Source organism: Verrucomicrobiota bacterium (assembly GCA_027622555.1).
Taxonomy (GTDB): Bacteria; Verrucomicrobiota; Verrucomicrobiia; order Opitutales; family UBA2995; genus UBA2995.
Window position 1 is genome coordinate 18,952 of sequence record JAQBYJ010000012.1, and the last position, 24,415, is coordinate 43,366.

The following is a 24,415-nucleotide window of genomic DNA, read 5'->3' on the forward strand; positions in this document are numbered from 1 at the left end:
CTATCTTCATCGGATGGAAATACAGGATACTTTTGTAGCATTATCGACACCTCACGGCGAATCCGCGCTAGGCGTTATACGTTGTAGTGGCCCGTTGTGCCCAAATCTTGTCAAAGATATTTTTGGAAACAAATCCCCTACTCCACGCAGAACTTATGTATCGGACTATCACAGCGAAACAGGCGAATTTCTAGACAATGTAGTCTATACCTTCTATGAAAATGAAAAGTCATATACTGGTGATTCAATGTTGGAGCTTTCGTGTCATGGTAATCCATTTATTCTCCAACACATTCTAGAAGATCTAGTTACGCGCGGATGCAGGCACGCCCAACCAGGTGAATTTACTCAATCTGCATTCCTGAATGGCAAAATGGATCTCAGTCAGGCTGAAGCAGTAATTGATCTCATTAAGGCTAGAACGGATTTATCTTTTAAGGCAGCATCAAATCAACTTCAGGGAAGTCTTAGCCGGCGAATAAATGGAATAGTAGAAAATCTCCTCCAAATCATCGCCGAAATTGAAGCATATATAGATTTTCCGGAAGAAGATCTGCCAACTGACGGTGAATCCTCACCGATCAGTAGATTAAAAAACCTTTCTGATGAGATTTCAGAACTTTCAGAAACAGCGCGGACAGGCATTTTTTTACGCGAAGGAGTAAAGACAATTATCATCGGTGCCCCCAACGCTGGAAAGAGTAGTCTATTGAATCAATTATTAGGTGAATCCCGTGCAATAGTGAGCAATCAACCGGGTACAACGCGCGATTATATTGAAGCTTCATTTTATGTAGATCCATATCGTATTAATATACTGGATACCGCTGGCGTCCATTCTACTGAAAACGAAATCGAGAAAGCGGGGATTGCTAAAACGTTGGAACAAATAGAGTTAAGTGATCTCATTCTTCTTACTATTGACGCGTCTGAATCCCCTCCCCTTTTCCCCGATTCTGTATTGTCACTACTAAAACTGGATAATACAATTTTGGTCCACAATAAATCTGACCTGGAATTCTGTCCGAAATCTAAAGCTTATCTTCCAGAGTTTCAACGTATAGAAATTTCTGCCCTTACAGGAGCTGGCATAAGCGACCTCAAGGTTAAAATTAAAGATTTACTTGGTAATCCTATTGTATCTGAACAAGGAGATGTTGTCGCGGTTAGCGCAAGACATCACACCGCTCTTCTGGAGGGATCAAAGGAGCTGATGAGTTCAATCGATTTACTGAATCTGGATGAACCGGCTGAGTTAGTAGCAAGCCATTTGAGAGATGCAATGGGTAGCCTCGAAAGAATTGTTGGCAGAATTGATAATGAGCGTATGCTAGATAAACTTTTTTCTAGTTTTTGCATTGGTAAGTGAATGCGTATCAGTAATAAAGAACCTTTTGATGTGATTGTTTGTGGGGCCGGTCATGCTGGCGTAGAAGCCAGTCTTGCCGCAGCTAGAATGGGTGCGAGGACCCTACTCCTTTCTGGGAATATTGATACAATTGGTGCAATGAGCTGCAATCCTGCTATTGGGGGACAAGCTAAAGGCCATATTGTTCGCGAGATCGATGCACTCGGCGGTGAAATGGGTATTAATGCGGATACCACTGGAATTCAGTTTAGACTTCTCAATGCTTCCAAAGGAGCTGCCGTTCAAGCACCTAGGGTCCAGTCCGATAAGAAAGCCTATCAATTTAGGCTTAAACACACCATTGAACATCAAAAGAATTTAACTCTTTTTCAGGCAACGGTTACTGAATTGATTTTTAAGGGAAATATGGTCGTTGGTTGTAAAACCAACCTAGACCTTGATTTATTTGGTCATTCAATTGTAGTTACAACCGGTACGTTTCTTCGCGGATTGATGCACGTTGGAAAAAAGAAGAATAAAGGTGGTCGCATGGGCGATTTTAGCGCCGAATCTTTGTCCAATAGCTTTACAGAAGCTGGAATTCAACTTGAGCGTCTAAAAACAGGAACGCCGCCTAGAATACTGGGAAGAAGCATAGATTATTCTTCTCTTGAAGAACAACCAGGAGATGAAAACCCTACGCTGTTTGGATTTTATGACACTCGAAGCGAAACAGACATGTTCCACGTGGAACATCCGGGAGAAAGAAAACTTGGATGGGAACCAGGTAAAAACCAAGTTTCTTGTTGGATTACGTATACCTCTGAGGATACACACAATATAATACGTGAAAACTTACACCTTTCGGCGATGTATTCTGGGGCAATTGAAGGCATTGGCCCACGTTATTGCCCAAGCATTGAGGATAAAATCGTAAGATTTTGCGACAAAGATAGGCATCGCTTGTTTTTAGAGCCTGAAGGCCGAAATACTAATGAATACTATATTAATGGACTTTCGACTAGTTTGCCGTTCAATGTGCAAGAAGACATCCTTGAGACAATTCCAGGACTGGAACATGCCCAACTCATGCGGCCTGCGTATGCAGTTGAATATGATTTTGCTCCTCCAACTCAATTGTATCCATCACTCGAATCCAAATTTGTCGAAAATCTGTTCTTTGCTGGACAAATAAATGGAACTTCCGGATATGAAGAAGCCGCAGGTCAAGGCATAATGGCTGGAATCAATGCAGTTAAAAAGGGAAGGGGAGAAGAACCCCTGATTCTGCAACGGCACGAGTCTTATATCGGTGTGTTAATAGATGATTTGGTAACCAAAGGAACATCTGAGCCCTATCGAATGTTTACAAGCAGAGCGGAGCACAGATTATTACTAAACCACAGCAGTGCCGAGCTTAGGCTCTCAGAGCATGCAATAAATTCTTGCCTTATTGACGCTTCTCGTTGGAGTAAAATATCTTACAAAATATCTTCTATTGCCAAATGGGAGAAGAATTTCGAAGTGCTAAAGACAAAAGGGGGCACTTTTGCAGAAGCAATTCGAAGAGATGAAAAAGTTATCGATTACCCAAATGGATTCAAATCAGAAACTGCTGAAATACAGAATGAGGTTATTTATAGACTTAAGTATAAAGGTTATCTTTCAAGAGAATTGAAACTTGTTCAGCGAATGGCATCTGTAGATCGAATCAAGCTCCCAACTCCCTTCGAATATTCGAAAGTGCGAGGGTTACGTAAAGAGAGCGCTGTCAAACTGAATTCGATACAACCAATCAATCTTGGTCAGGCGAAACGAATTAGCGGAGTCAATCCTTCGGATATAAGTATTTTGATGGTTCTCTTAGAAGCAGGGAAACTGAGGTAGAAACCCGATCATTGCCCGGAAAAAATGCAGTGGACTAGATTAATTATACATTCTTAAAAGGATAAATAGGAATTCCTGCAACCCGGAGCTGGCCCGCTCGCCCAACCTTACACCGATTTAATTTCCCTATCTTTATGAAATGGAACTGTTTATATTATCCTATATAAGGATTAAGCATCCAATTCACGGCTTAACAAATGAAAGAGTGGGGGATTTCCGCCCAAAATAATTCGAAACAGCCGCCGCGCTGAGCACAAACTAACCTAAGACACAACGCGTTCGACCTCAGTAAAATAAAAAATTGTATTTCGTAATTGAATCTCCATGAAAACCAGGATCGCGTGGACATTTCGTCTGCACTAGTTATGCCACTGCTCGTAAATGACTAGACTATATATACATTCTACTGACCCTGCGCTTGCGGCTCGAATGAAACCAGAAGTTTATGAAAAAATCATAGCCCAACGAATTGAAATCCGTAGGTTTATAGATGGAACTCTGGCCGACGTAGTTGAGATCACACTCGAAATTGGATGTGGGCACGGACATTTCCTGGTTGCCTACGGAAAAGAAAATCCAAGTGAGATTTGTCTGGGAATCGACGTTAACCGCGGCCGCATATTTAAAGGTCGAAAAAAAGTAGAAACCGCAGGCCTAATGAATGTTCATTTCATCGAATGCGACAGCATGGAGTTTTTGGCGCTACTTCCAAAAAGAATCAAAGTTAGAAATACTTGGATTTTATTTCCTGACCCTTGGCCAAAAAAACGCCACTTGAAGAATAGAATCATACAAGAAGCCTTTCTTGAGTCCCTCGCGCTGAAGACACAAGAGGGCGGAAGACTATTTATTCGCTCGGATTACAAACCCTACCTAGACTGGTCACAGGAACTCATTGAGTTATCGGATAAATGGAAGATTTGCGAAAATTTCGTTTGGCCTGAAGTTACTACTACCGTTTTCCAAGAGCTCACCGATAACAAACACTTTTCGTTAGCCGCACAACTAAAGCCAATTGAATAGGCTCAATAGGAAAAATTGACCAAGGACAGCGATGGCAACAATGAGTCCCACTGAAAAAGTGAAGGTGCTGAATTTAAGGTTACGCATACGCAAACGACCATCCTCCTCTGGAAGCATTTTTTGATCGATCGCTCTGGGCTTCAACTTTTTGCTCTTATAAATTGAGCCGGTTAAATCTCTAGGCTGTGGCATATATGTAGTTAATCTAATAAGACGTATCAAATTAATCGTCCGAATGACCCTCTACAGTCAAGGAACTCTAATTAATAAATGCCTATCCGCATTTTTTTTAAATGGGGGTTGACCCAACTAGACAGATTCTTCAATTCAAGTTGCTTTTTAAGATGTCCGTGTAGGCACTTATGAGAATTTATCCGCATTTTTCCATAAAACAAGTCCTGAAAATAGCAACCGTCGCAGCCGGAAGTACGCTTCTAATGCCGACGGCTCATGCTGAAATGAGCGCTAAGGCGACGGAACTAACCAATATTGCTGGTATTCCAATTACCAACTCAATGGTTACCAGTTGGGTTCTATCAGCCTTGATAATTTTTCTCATCCGGTTCCTGGTTAAAAAGCCACAACTGATTCCCACAAAAGGTCAGTACGTTGTTGAGACACTGGTGCAGGGCGTTCAAGGTCTCATTGAACCCATCGTGGGTAAGAAGCTTCTGAAACCTACCTTTCCTCTACTGGTAGGGTTTTTCACCTTTATTCTTTTACAGAACTGGAGCGGTCTTTTTCCAGGCGTCGGAACCATTGGGTTTTTAGATGACCATGATCATTTTCAATCCTACATCCGTCCGGCGAACGCTGACCTGAATATGACCTTGGCTTTGGCGATCGTCCACTTCGGCGCATGGCTTTATTTTGTAATGAGGTATGCGGGGCCAAAAATTCTTTTATTTGATCTCTTTGGAAACAAAGCCGACAAAAAGGAGACACCGACATTTATGTTTATCCTTCTAACGGTGATCTTTTTCTTTGTAGGCGTCATTGAGATCGTCTCCATACTGTTCCGGAATGTCTCATTACCTTTCCGACTGTATGGAAATGTTTTTGGTGGCGAAAACTTGCTCCACAGTATGACAGGCCTGGTGGGATGGATAGTTCCGGTTCCATTTTATTTTCTAGAGGTATTGGTCGGATTTGTCCAAGCCCTGGTTTTCACGGTGCTCGTCGCAGTCTATATCGGCCTCATATGTAACCATGATTCGGAGGAACATGCCCACTGAGCACTTTAAATTTTCCTGATCCGGACCGGCCACGATGCCCGGGGGATCTTGAACAACGTTAACAAAAAAATCACAAAATAAAATGATCGAAGTAATCGCACAAGTTACAGGAAGTATTCAAGGTGGACTAGGATGTCTAGGTGCTGCAATCGGGGTAGGCCTCGTTGGTGCCAAGGCTGCTGAAAGCGTTGGACGCAATCCCGGCGCATCCGGCAAAGTTTTAGTCCAAGCCATTATTGGTATGGCATTGGCGGAAGGGGTAGCCTTCTTCGCCATCTTCCTATAAGATTGAAATCAAAAAAATAAACCTTTTGAGGTGTAGCCACTACGGCTACACCTCACCATAATACGATGGTTGAAAATTTACTATTTATAGCTGCTACCGAGGCCCATGCTGGTGGAGGGAATCCTATCGTAGAACTAGCCGCCAATTTTGGAGTAGATCTACGAATTCTGCTCTTCCAAATCCTGAACTTTGGAATCGTGGCCTTCTTACTTTACCGATTCGCGTTCAAGCCAATCTTGGCGACCATCGAAGAACGTAAGACCGAAATCGCGAACGGACTCAATTTTGCTGAGGATGCAAAAGCCAAGTTTGCCGATTCCGAGAAGCAGCACGCGGCGACACTTTTAAAAGCCCAGCAGGAGGCTCAAGCAATAGCAGCAACTGCTCGCGATAATGCAAAAGCTTTCCTGGATCGACAAACGCTGGAAGCTTCCTCCAAGGCAGAGGACATGATTACCAAAGCCAAAGAAGCGATTGAGCTGGAACGCAAAAAGATGCTAACCGAAGTACGGGAAGAAGTCACCCGGCTGGTCGTCGAAACGGCTTCCAAGGTTTTGAGCAAAGAACTGTCTGCTGCAGATAAGTCCCTTTATAATAAAACTGCAGCCGAAGAGCTCTCAAGCGTAGGTTCCTAAAGTGAATAAAGAAACCATACTCAAGCATTTCGCCAAAAAGCTGGCCGACCTCTCTCTCGAGGACGGCTTGGTCTCATCCGAAAAAGTGGAAGCCGTTCTGGTGACCTTGAGACAACATCCTCCTCGCAAACCGAAAACGGTGTTAAAGCATTACCTCTATTATATTAAGAACGCCGTTAATCGAAGCCGCGCAATTATTGAATATGCAGGACAAATTGACCAGGCAGCAATAACCGCAATAGAGAAACACCTTACCCAGAATTACAATCGACCCATCACCACGACCACGTTGGAAAACGAATCCCTCATTGCAGGATTCCGGATTTCCATTGGTGATGATATATTTGACGCGTCCGTAGCTGGCCGCCTGAACAACCTTGCCAAATCTGTACGTTAATTTTCAAGAATTCTAATGAGCTCGATAATCGAACAAATTGAACAGGAAATCGCCAATCTCGAAACGGCGACCATCAAGAAGAACACCGGATCCATCCTAAGGGTGGGCGACGGAGTTGCCATCGTAGATGGTCTCTCTGAGGTCATGTATAATGAAATGATCGAGTTTCCCGGTGGCCTGACTGGCATCGCATTAAATCTTGAAGCGGAAGAAGTCGGCTGCGTTGTTCTGGGTGACACCAGTCGATTGAAAGAAGGCGACCAGGTAAACACCACTGGACGCCTGCTTTCAGTACCGGTTGGAAAAGCGCTTTTGGGCCGCGTCGTTGACGCGCTCGGAATTCCTGTAGATGGCAAGGGCCCCATTGAAACTACTGAGTTTAACCCGTTGGAAAAAATTGCTCCCGGCATCATTCCTCGTCAATCCGTAGATCAGCCGCTCCAAACGGGTATTATGCCTATTGATGCGATGATTCCAATCGGTCGCGGTCAACGTGAGCTCATCATTGGCGATCGCCAGACTGGGAAAACCACCATCGCCATTGATACCATCATCAACCAAGCGAAGATCAACAACCAGCACAAGCTGGAAGATGGTACCTTTCCGGAAGACTTCCGCCCTGTCTACAGCATCTACGTTGCGATCGGCCAGAAAAATTCAAACATTGCCCGGACCATTGGTGTTCTCGAACACAATGACGCAATGGAGTACACTATCATCGTGACCGCTCCAGCAGCTGACAATCCTGCCAACCAATACCTGGCTCCCTACGGCGGATGTGCGATGGGTGAGTGGTTCATGCAGAACGGTATGGATGCACTTATTGTTTACGACGATCTTTCCAAACAAGCGGTTGCTTACCGTCAGATTTCCTTGATTTTGAAACGTCCTTCGGGTCGTGAAGCGTATCCTGGTGATGTTTTCTACTTACACTCACGTCTGCTCGAACGTTCGGCGCGCTTGAACAAAGATAACGGAAACGGATCCCTGACCGCGCTTCCTATTATTGAAACGCAAGCAGGAGATGTATCAGCATATATCCCGACCAACGTGATCTCTATCACGGACGGTCAGATCTTCCTTGAAACCGATTTGTTCAACCAGGGAATTCGTCCGGCAATTTCGGTAGGACTATCCGTTTCCCGTGTGGGATCAGCGGCTCAGATTAAAGCAATTAAGCAAGTGGCAGGTTCTGTGAAGTTGGAACTGGCTCAGTTTCGTGAACTCCAGGCATTCGCCCAGTTCGGTTCCGACCTCGATGCCAAGACCAAAGCACAACTAGACCGCGGTTCACGCACCGTTGAGTTATTTAAGCAGCCGGCTTTCTCTCCCAAAACAGCTGAAGTTCAAGTAGCGTTGCTGTGGGCAGTGCAAAACGGATACCTCGATAGTATCGAAGTGAATGGAGTTTTGGACGCAGTCGAAAACTTGGTTGAGAATCTTACTTCTGCTCAAGCTGCCCTTCTGACTCGTATTCGGAACGAAAAGAAATTATCCGACGAATTGTTCGCTGAATTGAAATCAGCAATCGAATCCTGGAAATCTGGATACGCTGGCTAAATTTCGAAATGGCTAATTTACGCGACATCAGGCGCCGAATAAAATCGGTCAAAAACACCTCCCAGATCACTAGAGCGATGCAGCTGGTAGCAGCTTCGAAAATGAAGCGTGCACAGGATGCGGCCCTGGCAGGGAGACCCTATGCCCAACTTCTCGCGAGAATCATGAAGCCCGTTGCCAGTGGCATATTAGGATTTACCCACCCATTCCTGGAGGAGCGCACAGTTATCAATCGCGGTATTATTCTGGTCAGTACTGACAAAGGATTGTGCGGCGGTTTAAACGGAAATTTGTTTAGAGAACTTCCCTCGAAAGATCAGTCTGTTAAGTATATCACGGTTGGTCGCAAAGCTGCTCAATTCATCAGTCGTAGTGGCCGGCATTTAGTAGCGGACTTTTCGGTATCCGACAACACGACGTTTCCGGAAGTAAAAGCCGTAATTGCACATGCTATTTCGTGTTTCCTGGACGGAACCATTGATACGCTCGAAGTTCTTTACTCAGGCTTTGTCAATACATTGAAGCAAGAGCCCCGTCTGGTTCCTCTATTGCCGCTTACCAGTATCGAAGACGCCCTGAAATCTCTGGGAATCGTACCAGAAGAAACTGACGATCGTGAACTCAATTTCGAGCCGGATGTGGAAACAATTCTTACCGATTTGCTTCCTTTGTTCGTACGTCGGCAATTTTTCTCCATGGTTCGCGCAGCAAAAGCTTCTGAACACAGTGCACGAATGGTCGCCATGAAATCTGCAACGGATAACGCAAACAATTTGGTGGATAGCCTAACTCTCGATTACAACAAGGCACGTCAGGCAGCCATCACCCAGGAAATTCTAGAAATCGCAGCAGCAACAGCCTCGAATAGCTAATCAATTTAAAATACCACATCCATGAGTAATACAGGAAAAATAGTTCAAGTCATCGGCGCTGTCGTAGATGTCAAATTTGAGCCAGGTCAGGTCCCCGAAATCTATCAGGCTCTGCAAATCAGCTACACTGTAAGAGGTGAATCCAATAGTCTGATTCTTGAAATCCAACAGCATTTGGGCGACGGAGTTGTTCGCGCGGTTGCAATGTCTTCCACCGAGGGTCTTGTAAGAGGTATGGATGTGACCGATACGGGTGCACCCATTTCTGTTCCGGTCGGAGAAGGCGTCCTTGGACGTATCTTTGACGTGACCGGAGCGGCGGTAGATGGCAGGGGCGAAGTGAAAGCGGACAAGTATTATCCGATTCACCGTCAAGCCCCCGCACTCGTCGACCAGAGCACCGAAGCTGAAATTCTCGAAACCGGTATCAAAGTTATCGATTTGATCTGCCCATTTATCAAAGGTGGTAAAGTTGGTGCGTTCGGTGGTGCTGGAGTGGGAAAGACCGTGGTAATCATGGAGCTCATTAACAATATCGCTAAAGCGTATGGCGGATACTCGGTATTTTGCGGAGTAGGGGAGCGCTCGCGTGAAGGAAATGACCTGTATCACGAAATGTCTGATGCTGGTGTTATCGACCAGAAAAATCTGGCGAACTCAAAAGTTGCCCTGTGTTATGGTCAAATGAATGAGCCTCCTGGTGCTCGTATGCGGGTAGCTTTGTCTGGACTTTCCATGGCGGAGTATTTCCGTGACGAGAAGAACCTCGATGTGCTTCTTTTCGTGGACAATATTTTCCGTTTCTCTCAAGCGGGTTCAGAAGTATCCGCGCTTCTTGGACGGTCCCCATCTGCGGTGGGTTACCAGCCAACCCTGGCTCAGGAAATGGGTATCCTTCAGGAACGTATTACTTCCACAAAGAACGGTTCTATTACTTCCTTCCAGGCCGTATATGTTCCTGCCGATGATTTAACAGACCCTGCTCCGGCAAACACTTTTGCTCACCTGGATTCAACTATCGTTTTGGAACGTCGTATTGCTGAGCTCGGAATTTATCCTGCCGTTGAACCACTGGATTCTCAATCCACTGCCTTGAATCCCGCTGTTATTGGCGAAGAGCACTACGAAGTTGCACGCGGAGTTCAAAACGTACTTCAACGCTACAAGGACTTGCAGGACATCATTGCCATTCTCGGATTGGACGAATTGAGCCCGGAAGATAAACAAGCCGTATTCCGCGCACGTAAGATTCAAAAGTTCCTTTCACAGCCCTTCCACGTTGCTGAAGTCTTCACAGGTTTCCCCGGAAAATACGTTTCCACAGCAGATACTGTTAAAGGGTTTAAAATGATCCTTGATGGTGAGCTCGATCACATTGCTGAAAATGACTTCTACATGAAGGGATCCATTGAAGAGGTGATCGCAGCATCAGAAGCAAGCGCGTAGTTATGCCCATAAAACTCGAGATCGTAACACCCGAAAAAACCGTCTACAGCGAAACGGTAGATTCAGTAGTGTTGCCCACCACCTCTGGTGAAGTGGGAATATTGCCAGGGCACATTCCATTAATTACTGAACTAATGGCAGGTGAGCTCGCAGTAACAAAAGACGGTGCCCTCGATCTGCTCGCAGTTGATATTGGTTTTGCTGAAGTCATTGGCGATACCGTATCAGTTCTCACCGAAGCGGCTATTGATATCGAAGACATCGACCTCGCCTCGGTAGAAGAAGCAAAACGTAGAGCGGAGAAGGCATTAAAGGACGCTGAAGGTCAGGATATGGATCCAGACGAAATATTGGCCCTCGAAGCCAAAATCCGTTTTGCATTGGTGCAGCAACTCACCAAGAAAAAAGGGAAGTAAGTCCTAAACGTTGATAGGGCTATTGCGTTCTCGCGATGCTGCTTCCGTCGGAATCTGGAGTTATAGCGTTCCAACAGGCAAAAACTTTTTAATGCAGGAGCGGCTTTATGTCGCGATTCCCCCGCGTGGAACCAGGAATACCTAACAAATTAAATTCCGGAAGTCTTCGAACTCTCCGCTGAATCCATCAGGAATCCCTTTGGTAATCACTGCAACCGCATCATGCGAATGCAATGACTCCAAGTGAGCGATAGCTACTTGGAAATCAACAATCTCCTCGACCGTATCCAGTTCCTCATAAACCAAACGAGCCGCATCTTCCACGAACTTGATGTAGGCCCCGTTTAATTCGGCGAATGCCTGTTCATCTTCGCGTCGAACCATTACTTGCGTTTCGGTCTTAAGTGCATTCGCGCAATGCTCTTGCAAATCTTCCAGACTCAAGTCTGAACCTTCCGCGAGCTCTACAAGAACACGGGCTTTACTGCGCTGAGAATGCGGAATGGAATAGGTGTTACGTTCCTCACGCGCATGCTCCGACAATTTATCTGAACAAGGACAAGCGCTTGAGTATACAAAATCCATTTGGATATTACGGTGCATCCGCCCCGAAGCAGACAATCGCCCTTCACACATAATCTGGTAGTATTGGTAACCTTCCATTTTACTTCTCAGACTTTCCTGAACAATAGGATAATTAAAATGTAGCTTCACCCGGGCGTCTCGACTGTTGAGCCGTTCGAGGTAGGTTTTTAAAATTTCCTCAATAGTCGCCCAGTTAAACACCTCGTCTTTGTAATCATAAAACACACGGAGAATACGCGACATATTGATACCTTTGTTGTCCTTCTCCAAAGAAACCGTTCCGGTAACGGAAGTTTCTAGCTGCATTATTTCGCCGTTTTTAGTGCCAAACTTCAATGGAAGTTTAAAATTGGAAATCCCGACCTGGTTGATAACCACCTTGGCGCCTGAAATATGGTCAGGGTGCGCGTTTTGTATATCTGGTAGTGATTCCCGATAATCCTCGCTCGATTCGAACGAGGAGTCGAAATCGCGGCTCGGTTTCGATTGTGAGTCTGGAAATGAGTTATTCATGGGTGTTTCATCCATTGTCTGTTGACAGCTAGGTCGTAAATTAGCGGGAAACCTTGCTGGGTAAAACCGATTTGGTCAATGGATTATCGCACGAAGCCTCTCGGGGTTAATCCTGAAGTTTGATGATAAAAATTACCTCAATTTCAGCTGAGGTCGTGATTGACTAGCCCAGCGGCATCCGTTCCAATCACCGCTTCATTTTTGGGCCCATAGCTCAGTTGGTTAGAGCAAGCGACTCATAATCGCTTGGTCCTCGGTTCAAGTCCGAGTGGGCCCACCATTCCTCGCTATTGGATTTAGTGAGTAATTATTTTGCCTCTCCAACTTCAAAGTCCGCGTCGTACTGCGCTTTGAGAACTTCCCAAGTAGAAGCCAAGTTGTTGAGTATTTTAGGTTCAGCTGTCGCGAGATCATTTAATTCGGCTCGGTCCTCTGATATCTTGTAAAGCTCCCAGCGATCATTATTGTCGCGCCGCAGGACTGCCTTCCAATCTCCCCTACGCAGTGCCTGATTTCCCGAATGAGCCCAGAAGAGAGAGCGATCTTCCCAACTTTGGTCCTCTCCGAATACTGGAACCAAGCTCCGACCGGGTAGGGCGGGACCTTCAGCGGATGGGGTTACTTCAACCCCGACCAGATCCAGAATCGTTGGCACCACATCGATAAAATGAGCCGATGTGTGACGGATTTCACCTCGCGCCTGTATCCCTTGAGGCCAATGAACCACCATAGGGGACGAGATGCCGCCTTCATGATTCCAATGTTTGTGGAAGGACAAAGGGGTATTCGCGGCCGTGGACCAGCCAGGACCAAGGCAAAGATAAGATCCTGCCGAGCCGAGTGGGGCAGATGGGTCATGAATGTCTCCGCGATTCATCAGCTCGCCACTGGCTCCATTGTCAGAAACGAAGATGAATACCGTATTGTCCTCCTCGCCCATGCCTTTGATCTGGTTCATAACGCGTCCGATTTCCTGATCTACCCGATCGATCATCGCAGCATGTATAGCCATTTTGGTCGCCTGAAAGTCTTTTTGCTCCGCCGTCAATGTGTCCCACGGCAAGGCAAGGGCCACTTCACCAGGATGAATTTCCGCGACCAGCTCCTCCTGAGATTTATTCCAAGGCGGAAATACATCTTCCCGCCGCTCGGCCAAGCCACAATTGACAAGACCCATAGAGGTTAATCGGGCCCAGCGTTCTTTCCGAACTACGTCCCAGCCCTTCAAATAGACATCCTGATAATTTTCAATGTCCTCAGGCAAGGCCTGCAAGGGAAAGTGAGGTGCAAAAAAAGCAAGGTAGAGAAAAAAGGGTTGATCCGTCGTTTTGTCTGCGTGCTCCTGGAGAAATTGAATGGCGTAGTCTCCTTTCGCTACCGTGGAATAAAAACCGGTATCCCGTTCAACACGCGGTTGTGGCTGGTCGTCTAAAAAAACCTTGGTAGGGCTAAAAAACCGGTCCTGATCGCCCAAGTAGAAAGAGCGGTCAAAGCCACTCACTTCGGGATCTGCCGGCATGCCTTTCAAGTGCCATTTCCCAACATGATAACTGCGATAACCTTTTTCCTTCAACCGCAGCGGGAGCAGGCGACTCCAGCTGGGCCATTCCGTTCCGCGACGCGGATCCATACCCACTTGTTGAGCATAATAGCCGGTCATGAGGACTGCTCGTGAGGGCCAGCAACGACCGGTAGAGTACATTTGAGAGAATCGAAGCCCATTCTCCGCCAGACTATCGAGATTGGGAGTCTGGATCTCACCGCCAAAGCATCCCGCATCGGAATAGCCCATGTCATCTGTCAGGACGAGAATGATGTTGGGTGCCTTTTCAGCAGTTAACCGGGAGGAGAGTAGGCCCAGAACAAGGAAAACCGAGATAAGGGTTCGTTGCATCACAAGATCTTAAAACCATCAATGATTCGCCAAGGCTTCAAATCAATTCTTGTGTAACAGACATTGCGACGATTCCATGCTATTGGCTATTGGACCTTTCCGGTGAAACAAACAGCCGCGAAAAAACTTGATGTGGCAACAGTCCATTCTCATCTTCAGTACAGTGAATTTGAGTTTCACTCAGGTTAATTATTAAATCAAAAAATTGGACAAAAATTATGAGTAATTATATACCACTAATATCTTCAAGCTTGGCTGGGCCACTTGGCATCATGCACTTACCTCGCTTATGGCAAAAGGTTTCCCTTGAACAAACCAATCAATTACACAGCGAGTACCCAGGTATTGGTGGAGGATTTGATAGCATGGTATTAGCCACACTAAATATCAGTGCAGAAGACTTCCGAGCTTTCATAAAGGAGAATAAGCCGAGTTACATCGAGTGTGAAAAATGGGTTGCTGCAAATGGTACGCTCAACGTTTCAGAAATTTCAAAGCTCAATCGACAAATGACCCATTATCATCACGATGATGACACAAGAAACGCAATTCTCACGGGAGCTGGACTCGACGATTCAGCAGCAATTGCCGACGCCCCAAACCTTAATAATTTGGAAGACTGGACAGGCTTTCATAAGGAAGTGATTTTGGGCTGAACAAGATTTAAATGTTTGGAATACAAAAATCCCGACTGTTCTGAGCATCCGGGATTTTTTTTAGTTTAAAGCAAAGCAAACCGGTCGTGCTAATATTTTTCTTTTTTCATTACACATTCCAAATAATTTAGTTAAAGAAGCTATCCAAAATCAGAACTAAGAACCTCCATAAAAACAATGAAAGATAAGAACATAAGTTTTGTAGGATTAGGTCGCATGGGCGCCAACATGGCTCGTCGACTAAAAGACTGTGGCTATACCTTGTCCGCCGTATACGACATCAATGCTGAAGTAGCCAAGGAACTGGCTGAAGAAATTGGCGCAACTGCGTCCTCAACCTTAGCGGAGGTTACCGCTGCCTCAGATGTCGTATTTACCGTTGTGACAAACGACGTGGCAATGGAGGCAATTTTCTTCGGTGAGGATAATCTGTTTACGAATTCCGAAGGCACGCTTTTCATAAATTGCGCGACCCTCTCGCCCGACATTCACCGCAGGCTCGAGGCGGAAGCTGCGAAAGTAGGAGCCCAGACGCTTGAAGCCTGTATGGCATCCAGCATTCCGCAGGCAAGAAACGGCGAATTGTACCTCATGATCGGCGGGAGTGAGGACATTTTTAACACAATCAAGCCGATGCTTGCAGATATGAGCAAAGACTTGAGCTATGTCGGCGAGGCCGGAAAAGCAGCCGAAGTTAAAGCCTTGGTTAACATGGTAATGAATATCAACACAGCTGCCCTAGCCGAAGGATTAGGCCTCGGCCAGTCACTCGGGTTGGACCTCAAGATGTTGTGCAAGGTTTTCAGTCAGACAGGAGCAAATTCACGCGTGCTCGAAACCGACGCAGAAGACATGCTCGCGCGGGATCACGATTGTTACTTCTCCTGCGAACACGCTGCCAAAGATTCGAAGATCGCTTTGGATCTGGCCGCCCAACAATCTCTAAACTTGCCACTAGCCGCGGCTACCTACGAGCAATACAAAAAACTTATGGAACTCGGGTTAGGTGAATACGACAAATCGGGAATCGCAGAACTGACATTTCCCGGAAGAAAGGGAACGTCTTAGTCGTCCTCTAGCCTCAAACGCCTTCGAAAGGGTAAATTTTGACCAATTATGACACAGTTAGCGGCGCAGATCTCCAGGCACCTTGTAAAACTTCCAGATAGGGAATTCCGAAGGAACCCCTTTCGAACGCTAAAAACGATATGGTAACCGAAATTAGGAATCATCTAGGAGAAAAAATCGATTTCACTTATCTCGAAGGAGAGGAGAGCCTTTCCGATTGGATTGTGATCCTAGGTCACGGTGTCACCGGCAACAAAGATCGCCCAGTAGTTGCTGAAACAACTGCAGCCCTCAATGGAGCGGGATTCAGGACACTTGCATTTTCCTTTTCCGGCAACGGGGAATCAGAAGGCGATTTTCGAGACTCCTGCGTTTCAAAAGGAATCGGAGACCTTACGGCCGTCATCAAGGCAGTAGAGGATAAAAAAATCATCTACCTCGGTCACAGCATGGGGGGCGCAATTGGAGTGTTAACAGCTGCAAGGGATGACAGAATTCTTCGCCTTGTTTCCCTTGCTGGAATGGTAAATACAAAACGGTTTGCACTTACGGAGTTCGGAGAAGAAACCCCGAACGTAGGCTGTATGTGGGAGGAAGAAAGTTGTCCGCTATCCCAGGCCTTCATGGACGATCTCTGCCAAACCATTGGAACGGTTATCGAGGAAGCCGAGAACGTGAAGGTGCCGTGGCTCCTCATTCACGGAACTGAAGATGATGTGGTTTTACCACAAGACAGCATTGATATTAAAGAGCGCCTGGGTGATCGTGTGCAACATGTGATGATCGCGGGCGCGGATCACAGTTTTGGTGGCGACCACCGTAAGGCCCAGTTAGACGCCGTAGTAAATTGGCTACAGGCCGTATGTGATTAAGCATCTTAAAATAGAATAGAGGAAATAAAATGAAGAAGACCATCGGACTTATTGTAGCGGCATTGATTCTCGGAGGATCAATAAACGCGGCGCGAACAGGCAGCGGCATATTGACCTTCGATACGGTTCCAGGATGGGGACTCGATGCTAACGGCAAATCTCAGCTCGGGCCTACTCACGGTTCCATTGTCATCGACAAAGCCGGCAACATATTCACAAGCGCGAACAAGGGAGTGGTCGTCTTTAATCCAGACGGTAAAGTGGTTCGCTCATTTGTTGATGAGCAACACGCCGAAATTCACGACATGGAAATTCGCGAAGAATACGGCGTTGAATACATCTATGCAGCTCGGAACAAGGGCGGGGTTGGTATAAAATTTTTAGCTAGCAACGGTCAAATTGTCACGACCCTGGGATTTCCAAAAGAGTCCGGACTCGACCTGGATGTAATAAAGCCGACAGCCATTACCGTTGCTGACAACGGGGACATATTTTTGTCCGATGGCTACGGGAGCAGTATCATTTTCAAGTTCGATAAGAATGGAAAATACCTGAAGCACTTCGGTAAGAAAGGCGATGGTCTCAAGGAGTTCAATACTCCCCACGGAATGACAGTGGATAAACGATACAGCCCACATCGTCTATTGATATGCGATCGCAACCACCAACCCATTGGAAGACTATTGCATTACGATCTGGACGGAAACTTTATTGAAGTAGCTGCCTCGAAAATCAGCTGGCCAACGTCGGTGGCCATACAAGGCGACTATGTTTCTGTTCCAAGTTTAGAAGGCCGCGTCTCCATTCTCGATAAGAGCAACACGGTGGTATCCGTTTTGGGGTACAACGCCAACCCAGGGGCAGGCGGTAGCGAATGGTACAATGTCAGAAAGGAAGACTGGAAAGAAGGCATTTTTTCTGGCACTCACGGATCCTACTGGGACAAGGTCGGTAATCTCTACGTTCAAGATTGGAATGTGGACGGTCGCATCATGAAGCTGGTGCGCGTCAAATAATTCGAAAATAAAAGAAGGCCTGTTTCTATGATAATGAAATCTGCCGTTCCAGCCCTGCCGGTCACCAACATGGCAGAAGGAGTGGTTTTTTACCACGAGACGCTCGGCTTTGACGTATCACATCAGGATCTCGACTACGCGGTGCTCAGATGTGATAGAGTCTCGCTCCACCTATGGTTATCCTCCGACGAAAGTTGGCGCGACCGCATGGGAAAGAGACCAATCGTCTCCGGGACAGAGTCCTTCATCGCGGGAACCCATAGTTGCCGGATTGAGGTTGAGGGAATTGAGGAAATTCATCAGGACTTGCGACCAAAGGGGATTATTCATCCAAACGGCCAGCTCGCAAACAAGCCGTGGGGAACTCGCGAGTTTGCAGTCCTGGATCCTTACGGAAATTTAGTAACCTTTTTTGAAAAAATCTAAATCGAAAGAAGGGAACGACGGACGCCGGGTAGTCGTAGACTAGCCCACTTTTACCAATTTACTGACACGACCTGTCACTACCCATTCGACAACAAAGATGTCCCCCTTGCTGTCGAAACAGGCATCGTGAGGATGAACAAATTTGCCAGGCTGCCATAGGTCTGGTTTCGTACGAACTTCTAATTCTTTATCTAGCACCTGGGTTCGCCAAGCTTCGTCATCGCCGAGTTGAGCGATTGCGTTGTTGTTCTTATCCAAAATTGTGATCCGAGCATGCAAATCGGGCACGAGCATGAGATCGCCTTGCACATCGATATCTGCAGGAAAAAGAAATCCGTCCTGAGTCCTCAGGTGTTTTCCGTCCATTCCAAACCATTGAAGCCGTTTGTTGAACCGGTCAGCCACAACGAGCTTGGGTGTTCCGTCACGGTCATCAAGCCATTGACCATGCGGAGTAGTAAATTGGCCATCCGCTTCTCCTTTGCCTCCTATCGCTCGCACAAAATTATCATTTTTGTCATACTCAAAAATCCAAAAACTTCCATATCCATCACCCAGATAGTAACCTCCGTCTGGACGGAAACTAGCGTTGGTCGGCCGAAACCTAATTCCTTCCCCAAGTTTGTCGCTCGCTTCGTGTATCGCTTCCTGTCCTTTATGCCAGACCACTTCTCCATCGAGAGTTATTTTTGTGAAAAAGAGCGACGAGTCGTTGGGTGAAAGATAGGCGAATTCCCGATTACCTTCCCTGCGAATATCAATGCCATGCCCTTTGCCTCCAACGACACCCTTATCACTCGTTACCTGATGAAAGCTGCCAAGCGATTTGACAAACTTTCCATCTGGATCGAAAACGAAAATTGAATCCGGTCCCCCATGGTGAGTGATGTAAATCAGTCCGTTAGAATCAACTGATACTCCATGCGTGGCTCCTCCATAATTGTGGCCACTCGGAAGGGTGTTTGTCCCCCAATCATGATATACTTCGTAAGTGTGCTCGCCACTTCCAACACGAGGAAGATTAGAGCCGGATTTATTACACGAACTCAGAATCAGCGGACCTGTCACTGCCGCCGAAGCAATGGCGGTGGACTTGATAAAAGAACGACGGGAGAGTTTTTTGTCTGGGGTATCCATAATTTGATTGATGAAATATTGAGTGATTCGAAACCGTTTAAATACTCGAAGCTTGGCGCACGTTGAGCAAACTTATAAAAACAGCTGAACATCTACGAGTCGACTGGCCGCAAAGTTAGCAATCTGAATTCGAGTGCCTGGCTTCCGGGAATCTCTGGCGCGGTTAAGCTGATAACTCCGTCGCCTTGAGGAAGATCAATCGTTCCTATCTTCACCGGCTTAAAATCTTTTTCGTAAGATTCCTGGCGAACCACCTTGTCTTCGGCTGCCCCTATGATGGGCGGATCGTGAGGTTCGGTGATCTTGCTGCGAAGGACCGAGTCTCCCATGCGCAACTCAATGGTGGCTCCCACATCTTTCGCCGGACAAGCGTAGTAAAGGGTAACTTCATACTTCCCGGCCACGGCGACCTGCACGTCCCAAGTAATGGAATCTCCTTCATCCGTCCAGTTAAGGAAGTAAGAGCTGTTGGGAAACCTGTTGGAGCGCTTGATCGTCCCGTGCTCAATACCGTCCCTCGCGGGGAGTTGCGTCATCGGCGCATCCGGGTGACAGATGACAAAGGGACGCTCCTGCTCATACAATTGGGAAAGCACATCCACTTCCCATTCTGCAACCGCAGCCCGCAGAGTCTCGGTAATTTTTGGATGTTTATCAGATACCGGTGTTCGTTGCTCAGGATCATTTATGATGTCATAAAGCTCTCCCGTGTTATCGAGGCGGAAGCGCTGCGTTCGAACGCTCAACTTTTTACTCCAATAGGAGAAAATCATGCGATCCGGAGCCGGACTGAAATCTTCCAACAAAGTGGATTTCAAACTAAGGCCGTCGAGTGGCTTGACCGGAGTATATTCTATCCCGGCCATATCCGCCAGAGTGGGAAGCAGGTCGGTTACCGAACTAATGGAATTTACCATTTTGCCTGCTTTGATTTTCGCCGGCCATTTCACGAAAAGCGGCGAGCGGACTCCACCCTCGTCCGTGGCACCTTTTCGACCCTTCATGCCGCCATTCCAGCGGATACCGTTCGGGCCGTTGTCCGTGAAATAAATAACAATGGTGTTCTCAGCGATTCCGAGAGCATCGAGTTTTTCAACCAAACGGCCGATATTCCAGTCGATGTTCTCACACATGGCCAATGCAGCTTGGGTATGTTGCAGGTCCTCTTTTTCTGGATCCCGATTCCGCATGATCAAATCGGCGCCATCGAACTTTTTCCAGAATTCCTCCGGGACCTGCATGGGAGAGTGGGGCGTATTGTAGGCAAGGTAGGTGAGGAAAGGCTTTCCAGCTTTGGTCTGGCTCTCCATGTAGGCCATCGCCTTGTTCGTAAGATCGTCGATGATAAAACCCTCTCCGCGCACAATCTCCCCGTTGTGTTCCATCGGAGGGCTGAAGTAGTGCCCCCAATGACCAGAGCAAAATCCATAGAACTCATCGAAGCCCCGGCTGTTCGGATGATAAGGGTGCTGCATGCCGTTATGCCATTTCCCGAACATACCCGTTGAATACCCGCCGTTTTGAAAAACTTCACCTATGGTCTGTTCACCCAGGTCCATGCGCTCACCTCCTGCGCTGGTGCTAAACACACCACTTCGAGGATGGTAACGACCTGTCAAAAACTCCGCCCGTGTCGGTGAACAAACGGGGCACACATAAAAACGGTCAAATGAAGCACCCTGGGCTGACAGCCGATCTATGTTCGGTGTGCTGAGGTTCGTATTGCCATACACACTCAGATCTCCCCAGCCCTGATCATCGGTTAAAATAACCAGAATATTGGGCGGTGATTCTTTGGCGAATAAAGCGGAGCCGGCGAGGACGAGCAGACTTAGGGTGAGTACTTTCTTGAGCATAGGGGAATGAAAATAGAAATCACACCTCAGTTGGCAAGTGGGCAATGCGATTCAGCGAGCTGTAGGAGGGGGTTTATCCCCCGATTGTTCGAAAGCTTGAAATACAATCGGGGGATAAACCCCCTCCTACAGTTTTAATACTCAAACAAGATCCCACTTGAACCTTGTTCTAAACCCAGGTTCACTGCCGTATTACCCTATGAAAAAATTTAGCTTAGTTTTACTCTTCGTTTCAATTGCATCCTTTTTGTCGGCACAGAAAAACCAACGCCCGAACGTGTTGTTCATTTTAGCCGACGATATGGGTTGGCGGGATCTAAGCGTTGAGGGCAGCACCTTTTACGAAAGCCCAAATATCGATCGCATAGCCAACGAAGGTGTCCGTTTCACCAACGGCTATGCCACCTGTCAGGTTTGCAGTCCTTCACGTGCCAGCATCATGACGGGTAAGTATCCAGCGCGATTGGATATAACAGACTGGATCGGTGCGGCTATGGGTGAGCAATGGAATCGAAATACTCCTTTGTTGCCTGCAATTTATAATCACAATCTTGACCACAAAGACACCACCCTGGCCGAGGCTTTTCAGTCGGCTGGCTACACAACCTTCTTTGCAGGGAAATGGCACTTAGGGAGCGAGGGATCTCACCCCGATGACCACGGTTTCGACATCAATGTCGGGGGTCACCACAAAGGATCACCTCCGGGCGGCTACTTCTCTCCCTACGACAACCCGCGTATGGAAAGCGGACCTAAAGGAGAGTACTTGCCCTTCCGCCTCGCTGATGAAACCGAAAAGTTTATCCGCCAACACAAGGACGAACCCTTTCTGGCTTACTTGTCTTTTTATATGGTGCACGGACCTCTCCAAACAACCGAAGCACTTTGGAAGAAGTACAGGGACAAAGCATCCGCACAGCCAAAGCCAACTGAACGATTCCTAATCGATCGCACTTCGCCCGTTCGCCAGGTTCAGGATCATCCGGTTTACGGTGGAATGGTCGAAGCCATGGATACCGCTATTGGCCAAGTTTTGAATACACTGGATGAACTTGGTCTCATGGATAACACCATCGTTGTTTTTACTTCAGATAACGGTGGCGTTTCAGCTGGCGATGGAAAGGCGACTTCCAATCTTCCTTATCGCGGCGGCAAAGGACGCCAATGGGAAGGGGGCATTCGCGAACCCTATTACATCAAGTGGGCAGGAAGTCCCATCAACGGGACCAATGTTGATACTCCGGTTACCGGTACCGACTTCTTTCCGACACTCCTGGATCTGACCGGACTACCGCTTATTCCTGAACAACACATGGATGGTGTGAGTTTGAAACCATTACTCTTGGGTAAATCCATCAAGGACCGTCCGCTTTTCTGGCATTATCCGCACTACAGCAACCAAAGGGGTGATCCTTCCACTGTCATTCGCGAAGGAGACTGGAAGCTGATTTACTACCATGAAGACAAACACATCGAACTCTACAACCTGGTCACCGATCCAGGAGAGCACGTAGATTTGGCCGGAAACTATCCCGGCTTGGAAAAAGCCATGTTGGATAAACTCCTCGCTTGGACCGTGGCGGTGGATGCTAAATTTCCCACCGAGAACCCGAACTTCAGCAGCCAACTCTTTGAGGCAGAACGAAAGAAGACCCGTCTCGTTGATAAACCCGCATTGGAAAAAGAACACGCTGAAGTGCTCAACCCTGACTGGTCACCCAAAGAAGGCTGGTGGGAAATCACGGGCAACTGATCTCTATCCTGTACTAATTATGAAGAATCTTATTATATCACTGCTAGTTTGTCTTGTTGCCATCTCCTGCTCCAAGGTGGAAACCTCCACCTCAGCCGATAATGGATGGAGCGACCTTTTCAACGGGGTGAACTTTGATGGCTGGACCATACGGGGTGGCGGAGCCTCCTACAAAATTGAGGATGGCGCGATCGTTGGCTTTAACGGTCCCGAACATAACACCTTCCTCTGCACCTGGGATCTCTATGCCGACTTCGAACTCGAATTCGATGTGAAGTTGAACAATCCCATGAACTCAGGCGTTCAGATTCGCTCCAAAGCACGTTGGGAGGAGGCCGACGGAAAAACCATTGAGCGCATTTTCGGACCTCAGGTTGAAATTGAGAAATCTCCAGGCGAATCCGGCTATGTTTACGGCGAACGGGCAGGTGGATGGATGACACCCAAAGACAAGCTCATTGAACACTCGCATTTCAAAAACGATGACTGGAATCATTACCGTATCGTGGCCAATGGACCTCGAATACAAACCTGGATAAACGGAGTGCAGGTCTCGGATCTGACCGACAACAATATTTACGAAAACCACCAGGAAGGTTTTATCGGCCTACAAGTGCACCGAAAAGATGCAGCCGCTGGAACCCTTTCCGTTGCGTGGAAAAATATCCGCATCCGTGAGTTGAATACAGAGGGCAAAACGTGGAAAACTCTTTTCAATGGAAAGGATTTGAACGATTGGACCATCAAAGTCACCGGTTACGATCTCGGAGAAAATCCTGGCAACATTTTCCGCGTTGAAAACGGTTTGCTCAAAACCAGCTACGAAGCTTTCGATAAATTCAACAAACAGTTCGGACACATTTTCTACAACGGCACTTTTTCCAACTACCGCTTCCGCATGGAATACAGGTTTTATGGAGAACAGCTGGCCGGTGGCCCTGGCTGGGCGCTTCGTAACAGTGGTATTATGGCGCATGGTCAGACCCCCGAATCCATGACCAAAGACCAGGAGTTTCCAGATAGCATTGAAATGCAAATCCTCGGCGGCGATCCACCAGCGACACGCACCACTGGAAATCTATGCACCCCGGGAACACACGTAGTATTCGAAGGAAAACTCCGCGAACAACATTGCACAAGTTCCACCTCAAAAACGTATCCCTGGGATGAATGGGTGCAAATCGAGGTTCACGTCAATGGGCCCGGTGAAATCGTCCACTACATCAACGGCAACGAGGTTTTGCGCTATATCGAACCTCAACTGAATGATGGAACGATCCTGGAAAAAGGAACCATCTCTATTCAGGCCGAAAGCCACGGGGCTGAGTTTAGAAATATCGAGATAATGGAGCTGTAGGAGGGGGTTTATCCCCCGATAATTTTTTAACATCAATCGCGCAATCGCGGCATAAAGCCGCTCCTACAATTTTTTCAGCATAAAAGGTAGGTCTATTGCGTCCCCGCTACCGAGGAGCGTTAGCGACGACACCTTAACGAATGCAATGAGAATAACATGCCGAATTCGACGATGAAA

22 protein-coding genes and 1 tRNA gene are annotated in these 24,415 nt (G+C 47.1%); 19 read left to right on the top strand and 4 right to left on the bottom strand.

Annotated features, from left to right (window positions below):
- Positions 1–13: 13 nt before the first annotated feature.
- From mnmE to atpC, 11 genes are all read left to right on the top strand, one after another.
- Positions 14–1,369, top strand: a complete 1,356-nt coding sequence (gene mnmE, locus O3C43_05130; protein MDA1065866.1) for a tRNA uridine-5-carboxymethylaminomethyl(34) synthesis GTPase MnmE — start codon at positions 14–16, stop codon at positions 1,367–1,369.
- Entirely contained in the window at positions 1,370–3,235 is a 1,866-nt protein-coding gene (mnmG, locus tag O3C43_05135) for a tRNA uridine-5-carboxymethylaminomethyl(34) synthesis enzyme MnmG (GenBank protein ID MDA1065867.1), read from the top strand.
- 381 nt (positions 3,236–3,616) lie between these two features.
- Entirely contained in the window at positions 3,617–4,258 is a 642-nt protein-coding gene (gene trmB, locus O3C43_05140) for a tRNA (guanosine(46)-N7)-methyltransferase TrmB (protein MDA1065868.1), read from the top strand.
- Between the two features lie 362 nt (positions 4,259–4,620).
- Positions 4,621–5,493, top strand: a complete 873-nt coding sequence (locus tag O3C43_05145; protein ID MDA1065869.1) for a F0F1 ATP synthase subunit A — start codon at positions 4,621–4,623, stop codon at positions 5,491–5,493.
- An 82-nt stretch (positions 5,494–5,575) separates the two neighbouring features.
- The gene (locus O3C43_05150; GenBank protein MDA1065870.1) at positions 5,576–5,779 is read left to right on the top strand and encodes an ATP synthase F0 subunit C; all 204 of its coding nucleotides are present in this window, start codon (positions 5,576–5,578) and stop codon (positions 5,777–5,779) included.
- Positions 5,780–5,844: 65 nt separating this feature from the next.
- Positions 5,845–6,414: a F0F1 ATP synthase subunit B gene (gene atpF, locus O3C43_05155; protein ID MDA1065871.1), complete on the top strand. Its 570-nt coding sequence runs from the start codon at positions 5,845–5,847 to the stop codon at positions 6,412–6,414.
- A gap of 1 nt (position 6,415) precedes the next feature.
- Entirely contained in the window at positions 6,416–6,811 is a 396-nt protein-coding gene (locus O3C43_05160) for a F0F1 ATP synthase subunit delta (GenBank protein ID MDA1065872.1), read from the top strand.
- A gap of 15 nt (positions 6,812–6,826) precedes the next feature.
- Positions 6,827–8,371, top strand: coding sequence for a F0F1 ATP synthase subunit alpha (gene atpA, locus O3C43_05165; protein MDA1065873.1), 1,545 nt, complete (start codon positions 6,827–6,829; stop codon positions 8,369–8,371).
- A gap of 8 nt (positions 8,372–8,379) precedes the next feature.
- Positions 8,380–9,243 (top strand): ATP synthase F1 subunit gamma, encoded by an 864-nt coding sequence (atpG, locus tag O3C43_05170; protein MDA1065874.1) that lies wholly within the window; start codon positions 8,380–8,382, stop codon positions 9,241–9,243.
- Positions 9,244–9,264: 21 nt separating this feature from the next.
- Positions 9,265–10,689: a F0F1 ATP synthase subunit beta gene (gene atpD / locus O3C43_05175; protein MDA1065875.1), complete on the top strand. Its 1,425-nt coding sequence runs from the start codon at positions 9,265–9,267 to the stop codon at positions 10,687–10,689.
- A gap of 2 nt (positions 10,690–10,691) precedes the next feature.
- Entirely contained in the window at positions 10,692–11,105 is a 414-nt protein-coding gene (atpC, locus tag O3C43_05180; GenBank protein MDA1065876.1) for an ATP synthase F1 subunit epsilon, read from the top strand.
- Positions 11,106–11,246: 141 nt separating this feature from the next.
- Here the strand turns inward: atpC and folE2 are convergent, their stop codons facing one another.
- Positions 11,247–12,203 (bottom strand): GTP cyclohydrolase FolE2, encoded by a 957-nt coding sequence (gene folE2 / locus O3C43_05185; protein ID MDA1065877.1) that lies wholly within the window; start codon positions 12,201–12,203, stop codon positions 11,247–11,249.
- A 203-nt stretch (positions 12,204–12,406) separates the two neighbouring features.
- On the opposite strand from folE2, the gene O3C43_05190 reads away from it, so the two are divergent.
- Positions 12,407–12,483, top strand: a tRNA-Ile gene (locus O3C43_05190).
- Positions 12,484–12,510: 27 nt separating this feature from the next.
- Here the strand turns inward: O3C43_05190 and O3C43_05195 are convergent.
- Complete coding sequence (locus O3C43_05195; GenBank protein MDA1065878.1) at positions 12,511–14,097, bottom strand: arylsulfatase; 1,587 nt, start codon at positions 14,095–14,097, stop codon at positions 12,511–12,513.
- Positions 14,098–14,315: 218 nt separating this feature from the next.
- On the opposite strand from O3C43_05195, the gene O3C43_05200 reads away from it, so the two are divergent.
- The 5 genes from O3C43_05200 to O3C43_05220 all read left to right on the top strand — a co-directional run bounded on the left by O3C43_05200 (position 14,316) and on the right by O3C43_05220 (position 18,135).
- Positions 14,316–14,753: a DUF5069 domain-containing protein gene (locus tag O3C43_05200; protein MDA1065879.1), complete on the top strand. Its 438-nt coding sequence runs from the start codon at positions 14,316–14,318 to the stop codon at positions 14,751–14,753.
- A gap of 168 nt (positions 14,754–14,921) precedes the next feature.
- Positions 14,922–15,821, top strand: a complete 900-nt coding sequence (locus tag O3C43_05205) for an NAD(P)-dependent oxidoreductase (protein ID MDA1065880.1) — start codon at positions 14,922–14,924, stop codon at positions 15,819–15,821.
- A 140-nt stretch (positions 15,822–15,961) separates the two neighbouring features.
- The gene (locus O3C43_05210; protein MDA1065881.1) at positions 15,962–16,693 is read left to right on the top strand and encodes an alpha/beta fold hydrolase; all 732 of its coding nucleotides are present in this window, start codon (positions 15,962–15,964) and stop codon (positions 16,691–16,693) included.
- A gap of 29 nt (positions 16,694–16,722) precedes the next feature.
- Positions 16,723–17,709, top strand: coding sequence for a 6-bladed beta-propeller (locus O3C43_05215; protein ID MDA1065882.1), 987 nt, complete (start codon positions 16,723–16,725; stop codon positions 17,707–17,709).
- A 27-nt stretch (positions 17,710–17,736) separates the two neighbouring features.
- Complete coding sequence (locus tag O3C43_05220; protein ID MDA1065883.1) at positions 17,737–18,135, top strand: VOC family protein; 399 nt, start codon at positions 17,737–17,739, stop codon at positions 18,133–18,135.
- 39 nt (positions 18,136–18,174) lie between these two features.
- Here the strand turns inward: O3C43_05220 and O3C43_05225 are convergent, their stop codons facing one another.
- Positions 18,175–19,272, bottom strand: coding sequence for a peptidase (locus tag O3C43_05225; GenBank protein ID MDA1065884.1), 1,098 nt, complete (start codon positions 19,270–19,272; stop codon positions 18,175–18,177).
- 92 nt (positions 19,273–19,364) lie between these two features.
- Entirely contained in the window at positions 19,365–21,128 is a 1,764-nt protein-coding gene (locus O3C43_05230; protein MDA1065885.1) for a sulfatase-like hydrolase/transferase, read from the bottom strand.
- Between the two features lie 199 nt (positions 21,129–21,327).
- Here O3C43_05230 and O3C43_05235 point away from each other — a divergent pair, with 199 nt between their 5' ends.
- Positions 21,328–22,881, top strand: a complete 1,554-nt coding sequence (locus O3C43_05235; protein MDA1065886.1) for a sulfatase — start codon at positions 21,328–21,330, stop codon at positions 22,879–22,881.
- Between the two features lie 19 nt (positions 22,882–22,900).
- Positions 22,901–24,238 carry a DUF1080 domain-containing protein gene (locus O3C43_05240; GenBank protein ID MDA1065887.1) on the top strand — a complete coding sequence of 446 codons (1,338 nt, stop codon included), beginning with the start codon at positions 22,901–22,903 and terminating at the stop codon, positions 24,236–24,238.
- Positions 24,239–24,415 lie beyond the last annotated feature (177 nt).